At 50.1% G+C, this 14894-nt stretch carries 16 protein-coding genes; 9 read left to right on the top strand and 7 right to left on the bottom strand.

Going from position 1 to position 14894, the window contains the following annotated elements; translation table 11 throughout:
* Positions 1-84: 84 nt before the first annotated feature.
* The 3 genes from SU32_RS13915 (at position 85) to SU32_RS13905 (ending at position 3116) form a co-directional block, all read left to right on the top strand.
* Positions 85-1062, top strand: a complete 978-nt coding sequence (locus SU32_RS13915; RefSeq protein WP_053999982.1) for a Bug family tripartite tricarboxylate transporter substrate binding protein — start codon at positions 85-87, stop codon at positions 1060-1062.
* A 69-nt stretch (positions 1063-1131) separates the two neighbouring features.
* Positions 1132-1623, top strand: coding sequence for a tripartite tricarboxylate transporter TctB family protein (locus SU32_RS13910; protein WP_053999981.1), 492 nt, complete (start codon positions 1132-1134; stop codon positions 1621-1623).
* Positions 1620-3116, top strand: a complete 1497-nt coding sequence (locus tag SU32_RS13905) for a tripartite tricarboxylate transporter permease (protein WP_053999980.1) — start codon at positions 1620-1622, stop codon at positions 3114-3116. The genes SU32_RS13910 and SU32_RS13905 overlap by 4 nt, the downstream gene beginning before the upstream one ends.
* A gap of 16 nt (positions 3117-3132) precedes the next feature.
* On the opposite strand, the gene SU32_RS13900 is transcribed toward SU32_RS13905, so the two are convergent.
* Positions 3133-3624: a DUF2938 domain-containing protein gene (locus SU32_RS13900; protein ID WP_144421147.1), complete on the bottom strand. Its 492-nt coding sequence runs from the start codon at positions 3622-3624 to the stop codon at positions 3133-3135.
* A 324-nt stretch (positions 3625-3948) separates the two neighbouring features.
* On the opposite strand from SU32_RS13900, the gene SU32_RS13895 reads away from it, so the two are divergent.
* The 4 genes from SU32_RS13895 (at position 3949) to SU32_RS13880 (ending at position 6827) form a co-directional block, all read left to right on the top strand.
* Complete coding sequence (locus tag SU32_RS13895; RefSeq protein ID WP_053999978.1) at positions 3949-4254, top strand: hypothetical protein; 306 nt, start codon at positions 3949-3951, stop codon at positions 4252-4254.
* A gap of 165 nt (positions 4255-4419) precedes the next feature.
* Positions 4420-5253 carry a 3-oxoadipate:acetyl-CoA acetyltransferase gene (locus SU32_RS13890; protein WP_053999977.1) on the top strand — a complete coding sequence of 278 codons (834 nt, stop codon included), beginning with the start codon at positions 4420-4422 and terminating at the stop codon, positions 5251-5253.
* Between the two features lie 156 nt (positions 5254-5409).
* Positions 5410-6318 carry a DMT family transporter gene (locus SU32_RS13885; RefSeq protein WP_201454958.1) on the top strand — a complete coding sequence of 303 codons (909 nt, stop codon included), beginning with the start codon at positions 5410-5412 and terminating at the stop codon, positions 6316-6318.
* Positions 6319-6350: 32 nt separating this feature from the next.
* Complete coding sequence (locus SU32_RS13880; protein ID WP_054000002.1) at positions 6351-6827, top strand: MaoC family dehydratase; 477 nt, start codon at positions 6351-6353, stop codon at positions 6825-6827.
* Between the two features lie 17 nt (positions 6828-6844).
* Here SU32_RS13880 and SU32_RS13875 read toward each other — a convergent pair whose 3' ends face one another.
* Genes SU32_RS13875 through SU32_RS13860 form a run of 4 tightly spaced genes read right to left on the bottom strand, consistent with a single transcriptional unit; the run spans position 6845 to position 12040 of the window.
* The gene (locus tag SU32_RS13875) at positions 6845-7408 is read right to left on the bottom strand and encodes a sarcosine oxidase subunit gamma (protein WP_053999976.1); all 564 of its coding nucleotides are present in this window, start codon (positions 7406-7408) and stop codon (positions 6845-6847) included.
* The gene (locus SU32_RS13870) at positions 7401-10412 is read right to left on the bottom strand and encodes a sarcosine oxidase subunit alpha (RefSeq protein WP_053999975.1); all 3012 of its coding nucleotides are present in this window, start codon (positions 10410-10412) and stop codon (positions 7401-7403) included. Before SU32_RS13870 ends, SU32_RS13875 begins: the two co-directional genes overlap by 8 nt.
* Complete coding sequence (locus SU32_RS13865; protein ID WP_053999974.1) at positions 10409-10726, bottom strand: sarcosine oxidase subunit delta; 318 nt, start codon at positions 10724-10726, stop codon at positions 10409-10411. The genes SU32_RS13870 and SU32_RS13865 overlap by 4 nt, the downstream gene beginning before the upstream one ends.
* A 60-nt stretch (positions 10727-10786) precedes the next feature.
* The gene (locus SU32_RS13860; RefSeq protein WP_053999973.1) at positions 10787-12040 is read right to left on the bottom strand and encodes a sarcosine oxidase subunit beta family protein; all 1254 of its coding nucleotides are present in this window, start codon (positions 12038-12040) and stop codon (positions 10787-10789) included.
* A gap of 340 nt (positions 12041-12380) precedes the next feature.
* Between SU32_RS13860 and rpsU the strand changes: the two genes are divergently transcribed.
* Positions 12381-12611: a 30S ribosomal protein S21 gene (rpsU, locus tag SU32_RS13855; protein WP_054000001.1), complete on the top strand. Its 231-nt coding sequence runs from the start codon at positions 12381-12383 to the stop codon at positions 12609-12611.
* A gap of 164 nt (positions 12612-12775) precedes the next feature.
* Entirely contained in the window at positions 12776-13633 is an 858-nt protein-coding gene (locus tag SU32_RS13850; protein WP_053999972.1) for a tetratricopeptide repeat protein, read from the top strand.
* Positions 13634-13714: 81 nt separating this feature from the next.
* On the opposite strand, the gene SU32_RS13845 is transcribed toward SU32_RS13850, so the two are convergent.
* Positions 13715-13930 carry an aa3-type cytochrome c oxidase subunit IV gene (locus SU32_RS13845; RefSeq protein WP_053999971.1) on the bottom strand — a complete coding sequence of 72 codons (216 nt, stop codon included), beginning with the start codon at positions 13928-13930 and terminating at the stop codon, positions 13715-13717.
* 109 nt (positions 13931-14039) lie between these two features.
* On the bottom strand, positions 14040-14789 hold the full coding sequence (locus SU32_RS13840) for an N-acyl amino acid synthase FeeM domain-containing protein (protein ID WP_144421146.1): 750 nt from the start codon (positions 14787-14789) through the stop codon (positions 14040-14042).
* Positions 14790-14894 lie beyond the last annotated feature (105 nt).

Genomic DNA, 14894 nt, shown 5'->3' with positions numbered 1-14894 from the left:
TTTTGTCTTAATAATAAGCTTTGGTCAAGGACGGTTTCACGACATTTCTGTGGGACCGCAATCGTATCAACTGGGAGGAAAGATATGAAAATGAAATTGCTAGGTGCATTGGGCACGATGGCGCTCGCTTTGACTGCAAGTACGGCTTATGCGGAGTATCCGGAGCGGCCAATTAACATGGTCATCCCTTACGGCGCGGGCGGCGCAACAGACATTTCCGCGCGCACGATCGCCGAGCCGCTTGGAACAGCAGTGGGCAAGCCGCTTGTTATGTCCAACGTCACCGGTGCCGGCGGCGCTACAGGTTCTGTTGTTGTGCAAAACGCTAAGCCTGACGGATACACAATGTTGTTTGCCCGTGTTGGTTCACACTCGGTCAGCCCGGCGATGAAAGATACATTGCCTTACACGCTTGACGATTTTCGCTTCGTCACCGTTTATGAAATCAATCCCGTCGCATGTGCGGTTTCCCCGTCTTCCGGCATCAACTCTATGGACGAACTGATTGCCAAGGTTAATGAAGGCGGCGTGAGCTACAGCTCTTCAGGTGTCGGTTCGCTGCTTCACCTTGCTGGCGCAATGGTGCTTAATGAATATGGTGTCGAAGACCCGCTGACAGCAGCCACCCATATTCCACAAAAAGGCGGCGGCGAGGCAGCAACAGCTGTTCTTAATGGAACTGCGACATTCATCTGTACAAACACATCAGCGCTGGCAAGTTTTGTGGCTAACGGACAGCTAAAGCCAATTCTGGTGACAACAGCAGAGCCTGTTGCCGGTTTTGATGCGCCAACATCTGCAGATGAAGGCAAGCCTGCACTGGAAAAACTGGTTGGGTGGACAGGCATTGCCGGTCCTGCTGACCTGCCCGATGATGTTGCGGCAAAATGGGGCGAATGGATGGGCCAGGCGGCTGGCGATCAAAACTTTGTTGATCAAATGACCAAGCGCGGTTCTGTGATCAATGTTATGACGCCTGAAGATGCCAATACATTCATTCAGGAACAGTACGAAAGTTTCCGTGCGCTGGTTGACGAACTCGGCATGCGCATCAAAGGTTGATAACTTCTTTGACTGATTGAAAGCCACACCGGTTAAGATAGCCGGTGTGGCCTGCCCTTGAGGAAATTCATGACCGCCAAAACGATCCATCTGCGCCTTGGGCTTCTGGCCTGCGCAATCTCATTATTTCTCATATTTTTTGCGATCCCCTATTGGGTTTCTTCGCCAAGCAATGTCGGCAAAGTTGTTCTGTCGCCCTTGTTCTGGCCCTATACAATTTCAGCACTGACCGGCCTTGTCGGCATACTCCTTTTTATCGAATGGTGGCGCACACCCCCAACCGATGAAAGAATTAACGAGCCTTCCGACGACACACGCACGGCTATGCTGCGCCTGTTAGGCATGGCCGTCATTATGGTTTTGACGATGATGCTCCTGCCCGTGCTCGGCATGGTGTGGACGTGCATGCTTTCTTTTATCTCGACAGCTTTTCTTGTCAGGACACGTCATCCTGTTACTGCAGTCATCTGCGCTGTCGTCATTCCTTTATTATTATATGTATTCTTTGCGCATGTTGCTGGTGTTGCAATTCCGCAAGGTGATTTTGTGAGACTACCATGAGCATGATAGACAGCCTTCTTGCCGGACTTTCGCTTGTCAGCAATGTCTATGCATTTCTAGCACTTTTTGGCGGTATTATCATTGGCGTTATTGGCGGTGCAATTCCCGGCATGTCTGCGACAATGGCCGTTGCGCTGACCCTGCCCTTCACATTCGCCTTGCAACCGATAACAGGCATTCTTTTGCTGCTCGGTGTCTATAAGGGCGGCATATTTGGCGGATCCATTCCCGCGATTCTGATCAAGACACCGGGCACACCAGCCTCGTCAGCAACCATACTTGACGGCTATCCGCTGGCTGAAAAAGGAGAAGCAGGCCGCGCGCTCGGCATGGCATTGTGGGCATCCTGTACAGCAGACCTGATCTCCAATCTGGCGCTTATTCTATTCGCCGGTTGGCTGGCATCTTTTGCACTAAGTTTTGGCCCGCCTGAATTTTTCGCTCTGATCCTGTTTTCTCTGACAATTATTGCCGGTGTTTCCGGTGACAGTCTGCTGCGCGGTGCTCTTTCCGCATTGATGGGACTGCTGCTTGCCACGATCGGCCTCGACCTTGTGTACGGCACCAACCGTTTCACCTTTGGCAGTCCGAACATGATGGGGGGCTTGAACTTTATTGCCGTATTGATCGGTCTGTTTGCGATACCTGAAATTATTGCGATGGTTTGGAACCCGACCGCCCATATCGGAAAGACCCGAAAGCTCGGCAAAAACTGGGTAACGTTCGAGGACTACAAAAACAGCTTTAAGTCGATTGTTAGAGGCAGTTTTATCGGTGTGTTCCTTGGTTCAATTCCAGGCATTGGTGCCGCGCCATCTGCATTTTTGAGTTATTCAGAAGCACGGCGAAAGTCACCGAATAAGAAAAATTTCGGCAAGGGAGAAATTGAAGGCGTTGCAGCGGCTGAGGCGGGTAACAATGGTGTCGCGGGCGCAACGCTCATCCCGCTTCTTGCTCTTGGTGTGCCCGGCGATGTGATTACCGCCATCATTCTTGGCGCATTCATGATCCATGGACTGCAGCCGGGGCCGATGATGTTCGTCCTCAACGTTGATATTATTTACGGCCTGTTCATCGGCCTGATTGTGAGTTCGATCTTCTTGTTCCTTGTCGGCTCTGTTGCCATTCGCGGCTTTAAATATGTCGCCGATGTACCGAAAAGAATTCTTATCCCCGGCGTTCTGGTTCTTTGTATTTTCGGCGTGTTCGCTGTGAACAACAATATCTTTGATGTTGGCGTCATGTTTGCCATGGGCTGGCTCGGCTACTTTATGATGAGAAACAGCATTCCAGCCGCACCGTTTCTTATTGCCTTTATTCTCGGCCCATTGCTGGAAGACAATTTCAGGCAGTCCATGCTCATGTCAGGCACTGACTTTACGATCCTCTTCCGCGGTCCGATTACATGGTTCTTCTGGGCGGCAACAATAATCACAATCATCGCAATTGTGCGTTCCACAATTGCCGGTCGTGTCAAAACAACTCCACAGTGATGGCGGAAAAGCGCCATTACCATTGCATGATGAACAAGCCGCTGAAATACAGTCCTGCGCCATAGGACAAATGCGCGATGATCGTATTTAATCGTGCAGTATTAGGCGACGGCGTTTTCGAGGCCGCCCATCCGAAACCAAACGCTGGCTGCATAATGAAAAATGGCGCGACCGTTGAAATCAAACCAGTGAGCAGAGGCGGCAAGACAGTAGGCTCTTCAAGCCACTGATAGCCTGTTGCAAACAGCATAACAGCCGCAAATGCGATGCCGGTCAAATAGTGGAATATCCAACCGGTCAGCCTCTCATATTTTATAGCAGGCGCTGACAGAATAGACGAATGCCAAAACACACCATCTAATTGGGAAAGGAGCCAACGGCCAACCAGTCCATAGTCGAGCGGTGATACATGCATCACTTTCTTACGTATCCACGCAACGCCATCCATAAACAGCGTCGCACCAATGCCAAGCAATACTGTACAGCCTAGTAATTCAATTCCGCTCACAACGATGTTTCCTTCTTCAGTCAACGTTGCGTAGCAACTCAAGTCAACTTGAGGTCAAGCTCGATTCCGCAATTAAGGGCCTTAGAAAGTCATAATCTATTGACGAAATGTCGCTTATACGCACTGCTCGGCATACAGAAAAAATGTTATTAAAATCAATAATTTAACCGAACAATAGCCGCCTTAAAATACTTTACGCACTGTGTGTTTCCGTTAGAAATTCAAACATTTCCAATATTCTTTGCAACGATTGTGGGCCCTTTGCATTGATTAGGCAGAACCGCGTGTCAGAGCGCATAAGTAACAAACAAGAAAGTATATATTATGAAAAAGATTCTTATTGCAGCAATCGTATCTTCCGCGGCATTTACAGGCGCAGCCTACGCTCAGGATTCGTCTTACAGCGACGGAGCAGCGCCAAATCCAATGATGTTGGATAAGCCTGTCGATGAGACACTGTTCGAAACTGAAGGTGCAAATGCTACAGACGAGCAGTTTGAAGGTACGGTTATCATCCGTAACATGTATGATGAAGAAGAACAGCGTGACGTTCGCCGTGTTTACCGTGTAATGGAAGACGGCTCTAAAGTTCTAATCGCTGAAACTACATTGGGTGGCGATTCAAAATAATCTGCCAATATACCCTATCGTAGAAAAGATCCTAATCCGCGTGAGTTAATTCTCGCGCGGATTTTGTTTATCGCATCATTGCAATGACATTTCCAATCGCTGGTATATAGGTAGAAAACATATTAGTCCGTTTTGGAAACCGATTAAGATGGAGGAAAGCAGCCAATGACGGAAGTAAATAAGCCCTGTATGATATGTGTTGCAATCACAGGATCATTGCCACGCAAACAGAACAATCCGGCTGTACCCATTTCCGTCACCGAACAGATAGAATCGACCCATGCAGCATTTGAAGCCGGTGCAAGCATAGTCCATGCGCATGTGCGCAATGATGATGAAACGCCATCGTCCGATCCTGATAAATTTGCAAAATTACAAGAAGGTCTGCTGAAACATTGTCCGGGCATGATTATTCAATTCTCGACTGGCGGCCGCTCCGGCGCAGGCAAAGAACGCGGCGCCATGCTGTCCCTGAAACCGGATATGGCATCACTGTCCGTTGGCTCGAATAATTTCCCGACAAGGATTTATGAAAATGCCCCCGATCTGGTTGACTGGCTGGCGGCTGAAATGGTCACGCATGACGTCAAACCGGAAATAGAAGCATTTGATCTGTCGCATATCCATCAGGCGGTATTAATGCATAAGGAGGGGCGGATCAATGACACGCCTTATATCCAGTTTGTCATGGGTGTTAAAAATGCAATGCCTGCGGATAAAGATGTGTTTGATTATTATGTCAAAACCGTAAAACGCCTGTCGCCCAACAGCCAATGGTGCGCTGCCGGTATCGGTCCGAACCAGCTTGTCCTTAACCAGTGGGCCGTTGCCGCCGGTGGTCACGCCCGTACAGGTCTGGAAGATAATGTGCGCTTGGACAAAGACACGCTTGCACCGTCAAATGCGGCGCTTGTCAAACGGGTAACCGATCTATGTGAGAAATATGAGCGGCCCGTGGCAACATGGCAGGAAGCACGAACGATGCTCGGCCTCAATTAAGCGTCACCGCCAAACGTCTTGAGCGCGAGAATGGAATGGGGACAATATTTCCCTTTCAGCGCTCTCGTTCACATTATATAACATCGGCACCGCACAGCATTCTGACTGCATTACTGCGTCCTCCGCCGCTACACTTATCTATTTGCAAGGCTCCCAATGGCAAACAGCATAAAACTGGAAACCGTTGCACCTGCGTTGTTTGTGTTGCTTTGGTCAACCGGCTGGATCGTTGCAAAATACGCCAATGACCATGCGGGACCGCTGACATTTTTAGCGTGGCGCTTTGCACTTGCAGCGCTGCTTTTTGCAATTATTGCCATTGTCATGTCCGCCAAATGGCCGACAACACGGGCTGGCTGGCTGCATGCCATCATCTCCGGTGTCTTTCTGCATACACTCTATCTTGGCGGTGTATGGTGGGCAATTAATCGGGGCGTACCCGCCTCGATCTCCGGTTTGCTGGCAGCATTGCAACCGCTTATGACGGCGATGATTGCATTCTGGATTGTCAAAGAGCGCCTCGCCGTCAGGCAGCGCGCCGGAATTATTGTCGGCCTTATCGGGTTGTTGATCGCAATCGGCCCGCGCTTAATGTCACTTGATGCGGGTACGTTGGTCACAGCCAGCATACCATTGATTGTCAATGTTATTGCTATGGCCAGCGTTACTTTTGGTACGATCTACCAAAAACGGTTTCTGCAAGAAGGCGATCTAATACCGGTTGCAACGCTGCAATATGTCGGCGCATTCGTCTTCATTGTACCGATAACAATCATTTTAGAGCCATCGCTTGCCTTTGACATCAACATTCATTCGGTCGGAGCAATGATCTGGTCGGTATTCGGACTTTCGCTTGGCGCCATTCTTTTGCTGCTTTACTTGATCCGCCGCGGACAGGTTAGCCGTGCGGCATCGCTGATTTACCTTGTGCCGCCTGCCGTTGGCATTGAAGCCTGGATATTGTTCGGTGAAACGCCAACATTACCGTTCATCATCGGTACACTGATTGTTGTCGCCGGTGTCTGGCTGGTGAACCACAAAAGACCGATACAAAAATCTGCTTGATTGCACATGGCCGTACTGCCAAAACGCACATCATGACCAAACGCAAAATTACTCTCGACGATATTCCCAATGCAATCGGCACGATTGTCGGCACATCCGACTGGCGTGTCATTACGCAGGAAATGATCGACAAATTCGCAGATGCCACCGACGATCATCAATGGATTCATTGCGACCCTGAGCGGGCGGAAAAAGAAACGCCTTTCGGCTCAACCATCGCGCATGGTTTTCTGACACTTTCCATGCTTTCAACGCTGACCTATGAGGCCTTGCCGGAACTGGAAGGCGCGACCATGGGCATCAATTACGGCTTTGATAAAATCCGTTTCATGGCACCGGTACGTTCGGGCGCAAAAGTGCGGGCGGTTTTTAAACTGCAAGATGCCGACATCAGACCGTCGGGCCGCGTTCTCTCCACTTATGAAGTCACGCTTGAAATCGACGGCAGCTTGAAACCGGCCTTCACCGCAACATGGCTGACACTCGCTGTTATTGAGCAAGCGGACTAAAGTTCGGTGCGGCGCAATTAACGCACCGCCAACGCACTTTGATCTCTAGCCGCAGTCCTTAAAAGCTCGAAAACATAGGGTGCGAAAGACCGCCAGCATTCAATATGAAAAGTATCAGCTTTCGCGCGATACAAAACAATTTCAGCCTTACCCAAAATTGTGCGCGAACATGCGCCTACCGGAAAAACTTCCAGAGATAAATCTTGCGGGCAACCGGCATTAATGACCTCAGCTGCCAGCGGCCCCTTTGCCTCAATCGCCGTATTGCGGTGGGACACATCCACAGCCGAACATAGGGCATTGATGTTCTTCAAATCGTCTATCGGGTTCGCTTTGGAATCATATATCAACCATTCATCCGGCCCGAGCCACATAGCCACTCTGTTTGCAGAGCGTGCAGATGTTTTAGGGGCCTGAGGCAGATCAACACCAAGCGCGTTAGACACGGCTGAAATGTCACTTTGCGCAACACGCAAACTGCAACGATAACCGCCACGTACAGAAGTGATAGATATACCGGGTGCACCGAAATTTTGATCGCCAAGCGGATGCGCCCGCTCAAGTTTCAATGGCTTAGCCATGCAAGCGCCCCCCTTCTTCGTCAACAAAGACAGCTTTGCAAACTTCAACTTCGATTACTTCATTGGCCATGGGGACATAAAGCTTTTTACCCATGAGATTAAAACCATCTTCAATTAGCGCCATCGCGATTGGCTTTTGCGCATTTCCGGACCAATAGCTCGATGACACCCATCCAATCATTTTCATCGGCATCGGTTGATTTGGATCATCAACGATCTGCGCGCCCTCTTCCAGAACGCTGCGCCCGTCAACCGATTTTAAGCCAACCAACTGCCTGCGTCCTTCTGCAACAAGATCAGGACGCTTCAAGCCACGAATGCCAACAAAGTCGGTTTTCTTTTTGCCGACAGCCCAGCCAAGTCCTGCATCATATGGCGTAACCGTACCATCGGTATCCTGACCGACAATGATATAGCCTTTTTCAGCGCGCAGAACATGCATGGCTTCAGTGCCATAAGCACAGCCGCCTGCCTCCTCGACGGCCTGATAAAGCGTATCCCAAACAGCACGGCCATAATCAGCAGGAACGTTGATTTCAAAGCCCATCTCGCCGGTAAAAGACATCCGCATCAGGCGCGTTGGCACACCGCAAATTGTCCCTTCCGCCATCGACATATGCGGCAAGGCTTCTGTTGACAGATCGATCCCCTCAACAAAAGGCGAAACAATATCGCGCGACTTTGGCCCCTGAACAGCAATGACAGCCCACTGCTCTGATGTTGAGGTCAGCCAGACTTTCATATGCGGAAACTCTGTCTGCAAATAATCTTCCATCATGTTGAGCACACGCGGTGCGCCGCCCGTTGTGGTGGTCACATGAAAACGGTCTTCAGCAATCCGCGCAACGACACCGTCATCATAGATAAAGCCGTCCTCGCGGCACATAATGCCATAGCGCAATTTACCCACACCCAGTTTCAAAAACGGGTTGGTGTAGATCAGGTTCAAAAACTCGGCTGCGTCCGGACCAACAACTTCAATCTTGCCCAGTGTCGACGCATCAAACATGCCAACATTTGTACGCGCTGTTTTGCACTCGCGGTTAACCGCCGCATGCATGTCCTCACCGGTTTTCGGATAGTACCAGGCGCGTTTCCAACTGCCGACATCTTCAAACACCGCACCGATTGCCACTTCACTGTCGTGCATCGGTGTTTTGCGTGTCGGCTCGAACAAAGTACCCTTCGAGTGAGAAACCAGCGCACCAAATGTAACCGGCGTATAAGGCGCACGGAATGTTGTCAGTCCGACTTCCGGCAAATCCTTGCCCAGCGCTTCGGCTGCAATTGCCAGCCCGTGCATATTCGACAATTTGCCTTGATCCGTCGCCATGCCATTGGTGGTAAAACGCTTCACGTGCTCGATCGAGTGGAAGCCTTCTTGGACGGCGAGACGAATATCTTTAGCTGTTACATCGTTCTGGAAATCCACAAATGCTTTGACGACTTTACCGGCTTCCGCGCCCGGTGCAGCGCCGATGAGCGTTCCTTCCCAAGCCTCTCCGCCGGTCGCATTGATCGCCGTGGCGCTCTGCTTTGCATTGTGGCGAACCGCACGTGCCGCATCTTCGCCAGCCGCAATCGCTTCATCAATTGTTGCACTTAAATTATCCGTGCCGTTACACGCACCTATGCTGACACAATCCTGCGCGTAAACACCGGGCACAAAACGGCTTTTGTCCGCATCATATGTCACCTTGCCACGTGATTGTGAGAACATATGAACAGAAGGTGTCCAGCCGCCACTCATGATGATGCTGTCAACGGCAATAACTTCATTTGCACCACCGTTTACCGGCGCGACCGACATTGACGAGACGCGCAGCTTGCCGCCGGCCGCCATAACGCCGTGGCCTGTCAAAACGCGAATACCAAGCGCACTCGCCTTAGCCAGCAATTCTTCATTCGGATTATCGCGCACATCAACGATTGCGGGGATATTAATACCGGCTTCTTTAAGATCAAAAGCCGCAGCATAAGCGCTGTCATTGGCCGTATAGACACCGACATTTTTGCCAACGCCAACACCGTAATGATTAAGATAGGTGCGTGCTGCCGAAGCCAGCAAAATACCCGGGCGGTCATTATTGGCAAACACCATATGGCGCTCAATCGAACCGGTGGCGATAATGACTTTCTTAGCGCGCACTTCCCATAGCCGCTCACGCGGTAAATCGGCTCTTGGCGCTGATAAATGCTCGGTGACACGCTCGATCAACGCAACATAGTTTTGCGCATAATAACCAAACGCCGTTGTACGCAATAAAACACGCGCATTATCCATCGCCGCCAGTTCTGCCGTAACTTTCTGCGCCCAGGAAAAACCATCCATCCCGTCAACGGTTACATCACTATCAAAATGCAAAGCCCCGCCGAATGTAGCCTGCTCGTCGCAAATGATCACACGCGCACCGTTTTTCGCCGCAGCCAAAGCGGCGCTTAAACCGGCAATGCCGCCGCCAAGGATCAGAACATCGCAATGTTCATGCTGAGATGAATAATGGTCCGGATCTTTGTGAACAGGCGCTTTTCCAAGCCCTGCCGCCTTGCGGATAAATGGTTCATAAACTTTATCCCACGCTTTGCGCGGCCACATAAATGTCTTGTAATAAAAGCCTGCTGATAATAGCGGCGATGCAATATCATTGATCTCGCCGATATCATATTTTAGCGATGGCCAGCGATTTTGGCTTGTTGCTTCCAGACCATCATACACCTCTTGAACCGTTGCCCGTATATTGGGCGTATGGCGCGCCACATCGCGCTGAATACCAAGCAATGCATTTGGCTCTTCTGATCCGGCAGATACAATACCGCGCGGACGGTGATACTTAAATGAACGCCCGACCAGATGAATATCATTGGCGATCAAAGCAGACGCGACAGTATCACCTTTAAGCGCAGGCAAAGTCTTGCCATCAAATGTAAAGCGAAGTGGATCGGCAGCGCTTAACCGTCCTTTGCCGGGAATGCGGTTTGGCTGGATTGAAACAGGTGCATTCATGACTTTGCTCCCGCTTTTGTCTGGTTATCAATTTCAGAAAGGTCAGGCTTTGGCTCACCGGCCTTATAGGTCACCAAAAACTTGTCCGAGACCGTATCGCGTGCGGCATTGAAAAAGCGTCCGCATCCGTGAATGTGCCGCCAGCGCTCATAAGTGATGCCCTTTGTATTGTCCCGATAGAAAAAGAAGTTTGCAAAGCCTTCATCGGTCAACTCGCCCATTTGCGTCGAGCGCTCGATATGGGCTTCACCGGCATGGGCAAACTCTGTTTCGGGGCGCTCTTCAGCGCAATAAGGGCAATGTATTAGAAGCATTTTTAAAACCTGACTTTTCGTCGAATTTCATTGCAAAATTATTTCAAGCAAATCTGTTGCTTAATGTGATACGGCCGCCGCTGCTGCCTCATCAATCAAACGCCCCGAAGTAAAGCGTTCCATCGTGTAACCTTCATTGAATTTATGCGGCGCAGCATTAGCGATGGTATGGGCGAACACATGCCCTGAACCCGGCGTTGCTTTAAAACCGCCCGTTCCCCAGCCGCAATTGACATACAGACCTTCCACAGGTGTCTGCGCGATAATCGGCGAGCGGTCCGGCGTAACATCAACGATACCACCCCATGAGCGCAGCATTTTCATGCGGCTGAAAATCGGGAAAATCTCGCAAATCGCATCGAGCGTGTGCTGGATCACATGCAAACCGCCGGTTTGCGAATAGGATGTATATTGGTCGGTTCCAGCACCAATCACCAATTCACCCTTATCCGATTGCGAAATATAGGCGTGCACGGTGTTCGACATCACAACACACGGGAAACAGGGTTTTACCGGCTCCGAAACCAGCGCTTGTAAAGGATAGCTTTCCAGCGGCATCTGTACATCGGCCATTTGCATGACATGTGACGTGTTACCCGCAGCAACAACGCCCACTTTTTTCGCACCGATAAAACCGCGCGATGTTTCAACGCCAGTGACTTCACCGCTGGCACCACGCCTGATTCCTTTTACTTCGCAGTTTTGAACAATATGCACACCGCGCGCAGCCGCAGCCCGTGCATAACCCCATGCCACCGCATCATGACGCGCCGTTCCGCCTTTACGCTGAAGCGCAGCACCCCTCACCGGATAACGGGCCGATTTGGAAATATCGAGCGGCGGACAATATTCTTTTGCCTGCTCCGGTGTCAGCCATTCATTGTCAACGCCGTTTAAACGGTTTGCATGAACATGACGCTTAAATACCTGCACATCATGAACATTATGCGCCATCATCATCACACCGCGCTGTGAGAACATGACATTGTAGTTCAGGTCCTGGCTAAGCCCTTCCCAGAGCTTCACCGCATGATTGTAAAGTCCGGCGGATTCATCAAACAGATAGTTCGAGCGGATAATTGTGGTGTTGCGGCCAGTATTGCCGCCGCCAAGCCAACCCTTTTCCAGAACGGCCACATTGGTGATGCCATGCTCTTTGGCAAGATAATATGCTGTTGCCAGCCCGTGCCCGCCAGCACCGATGATAATGACATCATAACTGGATTTCAGCTCCGGATTATCCCATTGCTTTTCCCAGCCCTTGTGGGCTCGCATGGCTTCCCGAGCAACAGCAAATCCAGAAAAACGGCGCATAGAGACCTACTCCAAACAAGACAAAATCCGATTCAGTAACAAAACTTGCATATGTCACAAGGGCGAACCTGTCATTTTGCGACGAAGCCCGACGTTAATGTGTACCCGTGCCTTATAAAACAGCGATTGTAGAAGCGCTATTTCTGTCCGCTAAACGCTGGACTTCTGGAGTCAAAGCTGGTATCTCAAACCCAACCGCTCGGCCTGTGGCTTTGCGAGCAGTATCGTTTATCCATTGAACATCGCACTTTTCGTGGCATTCGTTCGCAGGAAACAACGGGTTTTGCCGCATTCTGGCCGACACAGATTTGAATTTGAACCGTTAAGGAATGGGATCAACGTGCAAGTACTCGTACGCGACAACAATGTAGACCAAGCACTCCGCGTGCTAAAAAAGAAATTGCAGCGCGAAGGCGTTTTCCGCGAAATGAAATTGCGCGGTCATTATGAGAAGCCTTCTGAGAAACGTGCCCGTGAAAAAGCTGAAGCAGTACGCCGCACACGTAAGTTGGCGCGCAAACGCGCTCAGCGTGAAGGTCTTCTCGGCGGCCGTTCTGCTGCTGCACGCTAAGGCTTAATCAGCGCGATCTTTTAACATTTTATAATTTTGCGCTGCCGCGTTTTCGACGCTTTTTGTTTTCATTAGTGGTGCGTTCGCTTGAACGCGCCACTTTTCGTTTGTCGGAAACCCGATAATATATTGTAATAACAGTGGCGACCTTGAAGGGGGAAAGCATGACTTTGGTGACGAGGCTGCAAACATCATACAGCCGCAACAACCCGCGGTTAATCTTGCTTGCTGGCATGGCCGGGCTTTTAGCGGTTTCAGCCTGCACCTCCTCCACATCAATTCCTTCCGAGGTTGCGCGTATCGAAACAGCGCAAGGCAGCGCCGAAAATATCGGATCGCTTACCGCCGTTATTCGGGCTAACCCGAACGATCCTGTCGCTTACAATGTACGCGGTTCAGCCTTTGGTAAATCAGGCAACACAAGTGATGCGCTGCGTGACTTCAACAAAGCGATACAGCTAAATCCACGCTATTTTGAAGCCTATGCCAACCGCGCGCTTATTCACCGCATAGAAGGCAACTTATCCGCTGCGGCGGCTGACTATAACAGTGCAATCAGAATCAACCAGAATTACGACAAAGCTTATATTGGGCGCGGTGAACTCTACCGGCGCGCAGGCCGGACGAACGAAGCCTTCAATGATTTCCAAAAAGCTATCCAGCTCGATACGACAGATCCGCGTGCTTATCACCGCCGTGGCCTAATTTATCAAAGCCGCGGACAACATGATTTCGCTCTCGATGATTTTGCTACGGCCATCTCCTTGGCACCTAATTCGCCCGAACCATATAATGGACGTGCGATTTCCTATATCGCCCTTGGCCAGATTGACAATGCCTTTGATGCTGTGAACTTTGCTCTTAATCTGGATGACAACAATGCTGAAAGCTGGGCGAACCAGGGATTGATCTGGGAGCAAAAAGGCGAAAATGACAAAGCGCGCAAATCCTACAGACGCGCGCTACAGCTCAATGCAAATTTCGAACCGGCTCGAAATGGTCTGAACCGCGTGGGGGGATAATTAAACCAAGACCTAAATGAAGTCAGGATATAAAAAAGCCGCCGAATGAAATCGGCGGCTTATTCGCGTTCAGATAAATTCTTAGAACATGAACTTTGCAATCACGCAGGAGATAATGGCGATCAATGTTCCGCCAATAAGCCCTGCACCTGCAAAAAAACCAAATGCCATGCCGATAAGGATTGCGCAGGAAATAATCGTGAGCCATTTCGCGCCTACAAGGAACATATTGTAAGTGCGGTCATGTTCCGCATAATCCATGACGTTTTCGTTTTTTGACGTATTTGTGTCAGCCATTTTATAAGCTCCAAGGCAAAATTGTTTGACACACGCTTACCCAAAACATCCCGCCGCCGCAATGGTCACATGGTCACACGCGCAAGTGAATCTTTAAAAAATAGGGCGCTTAAGCAGCTCTGACGGCAAATCTTGCCGTCGGCCTCACACAAAATGGTACCTGCTCGCGTTCATAGTCACCAAATAACATACGCGCCTCGGAATCTTTGAAGCTAAAAACCGGATAGCGCGAAAACAAATCTTCCCGCTGCTGAACCGAACCGCCAAGCAATACGGCATCAACATTCATACCCGGTGGATTGTATGGGCCGGCCAGCAGAGTTGACCGGAAAATACGCAAATAAAAACCGCGATGCTCTTTCTTGACTGCAGACAAACAGTAATCGGCGTTAAAATATGCTGTTGCAATGATCGGCAGGCGCAACGTCAGGATCGGCAGGCCCGGAATAAGCTTCGTAAACACCGTTTCTATCGCCAGCCTGCTCGGATCGATAAAGGTCATACCCTGATCAAGCAGAGGGTTTAATACATCACCGAAAATATAGGTCGCCGGCGTATTGCGAGTTTCAGACGTGAGCAGAGAAACACGAATGGTAGAAACAAGCTCGTGTTGAAAATAGACGCCGAAAACAAAGGAATCCGGATCATAATCAAGATCCTCGATTACACGCTCGCCAAACTTTCGTTCATAGATATCGCGCGCATCAAATGCACGCTGTCGCAGACGGCCGATCGCCTCAAAATCTTCCGGTGTAACGGCCCTTCTGTACTCCAGCAGATCCAGCCCGTCGAACATATCTTTCGACAGCTGGGTCGCCGGGTCCAGCACACCTATTTTTGAAGGAACCAAACCAGTCAACGCTACAATCCTTTGTATTCGCTGAATGTAAAAAGCCGAAATCAGAAAGTAAACGCATCGTTAATTTTAACCTAGGATTAAGGTTAATGAACATTTCAAATTTAT

Origin of the sequence: Ahrensia marina (genome assembly GCF_001293565.1) — a bacterium.
GTDB lineage: Bacteria > Pseudomonadota > Alphaproteobacteria > Rhizobiales > Rhizobiaceae > Ahrensia > Ahrensia marina.
The sequence above is the reverse complement of the archived record's forward strand: the minus strand, read 5'-3'. Positions and strand labels throughout refer to the sequence as shown.

Coding starts and splice junctions, on each gene's coding strand:
- SU32_RS13915 (WP_053999982.1), top strand. CDS start 85: ATGAAAATGAAATTGCTAGGTGCATTGGGCACGATGGCGCTCGCTTTG.
- SU32_RS13910 (WP_053999981.1), top strand. CDS start 1,132: ATGACCGCCAAAACGATCCATCTGCGCCTTGGGCTTCTGGCCTGCGCA.
- SU32_RS13905 (WP_053999980.1), top strand. CDS start 1,620: ATGAGCATGATAGACAGCCTTCTTGCCGGACTTTCGCTTGTCAGCAAT.
- SU32_RS13895 (WP_053999978.1), top strand. CDS start 3,949: ATGAAAAAGATTCTTATTGCAGCAATCGTATCTTCCGCGGCATTTACA.
- SU32_RS13890 (WP_053999977.1), top strand. CDS start 4,420: ATGACGGAAGTAAATAAGCCCTGTATGATATGTGTTGCAATCACAGGA.
- SU32_RS13885 (WP_201454958.1), top strand. CDS start 5,410: ATGGCAAACAGCATAAAACTGGAAACCGTTGCACCTGCGTTGTTTGTG.
- SU32_RS13880 (WP_054000002.1), top strand. CDS start 6,351: ATGACCAAACGCAAAATTACTCTCGACGATATTCCCAATGCAATCGGC.
- SU32_RS13875 (WP_053999976.1), bottom strand. CDS start 7,408: ATGGCTAAGCCATTGAAACTTGAGCGGGCGCATCCGCTTGGCGATCAA.
- SU32_RS13870 (WP_053999975.1), bottom strand. CDS start 10,412: ATGAATGCACCTGTTTCAATCCAGCCAAACCGCATTCCCGGCAAAGGA.
- SU32_RS13865 (WP_053999974.1), bottom strand. CDS start 10,726: ATGCTTCTAATACATTGCCCTTATTGCGCTGAAGAGCGCCCCGAAACA.
- SU32_RS13860 (WP_053999973.1), bottom strand. CDS start 12,040: ATGCGCCGTTTTTCTGGATTTGCTGTTGCTCGGGAAGCCATGCGAGCC.
- SU32_RS13850 (WP_053999972.1), top strand. CDS start 12,776: ATGACTTTGGTGACGAGGCTGCAAACATCATACAGCCGCAACAACCCG.
- SU32_RS13845 (WP_053999971.1), bottom strand. CDS start 13,930: ATGGCTGACACAAATACGTCAAAAAACGAAAACGTCATGGATTATGCG.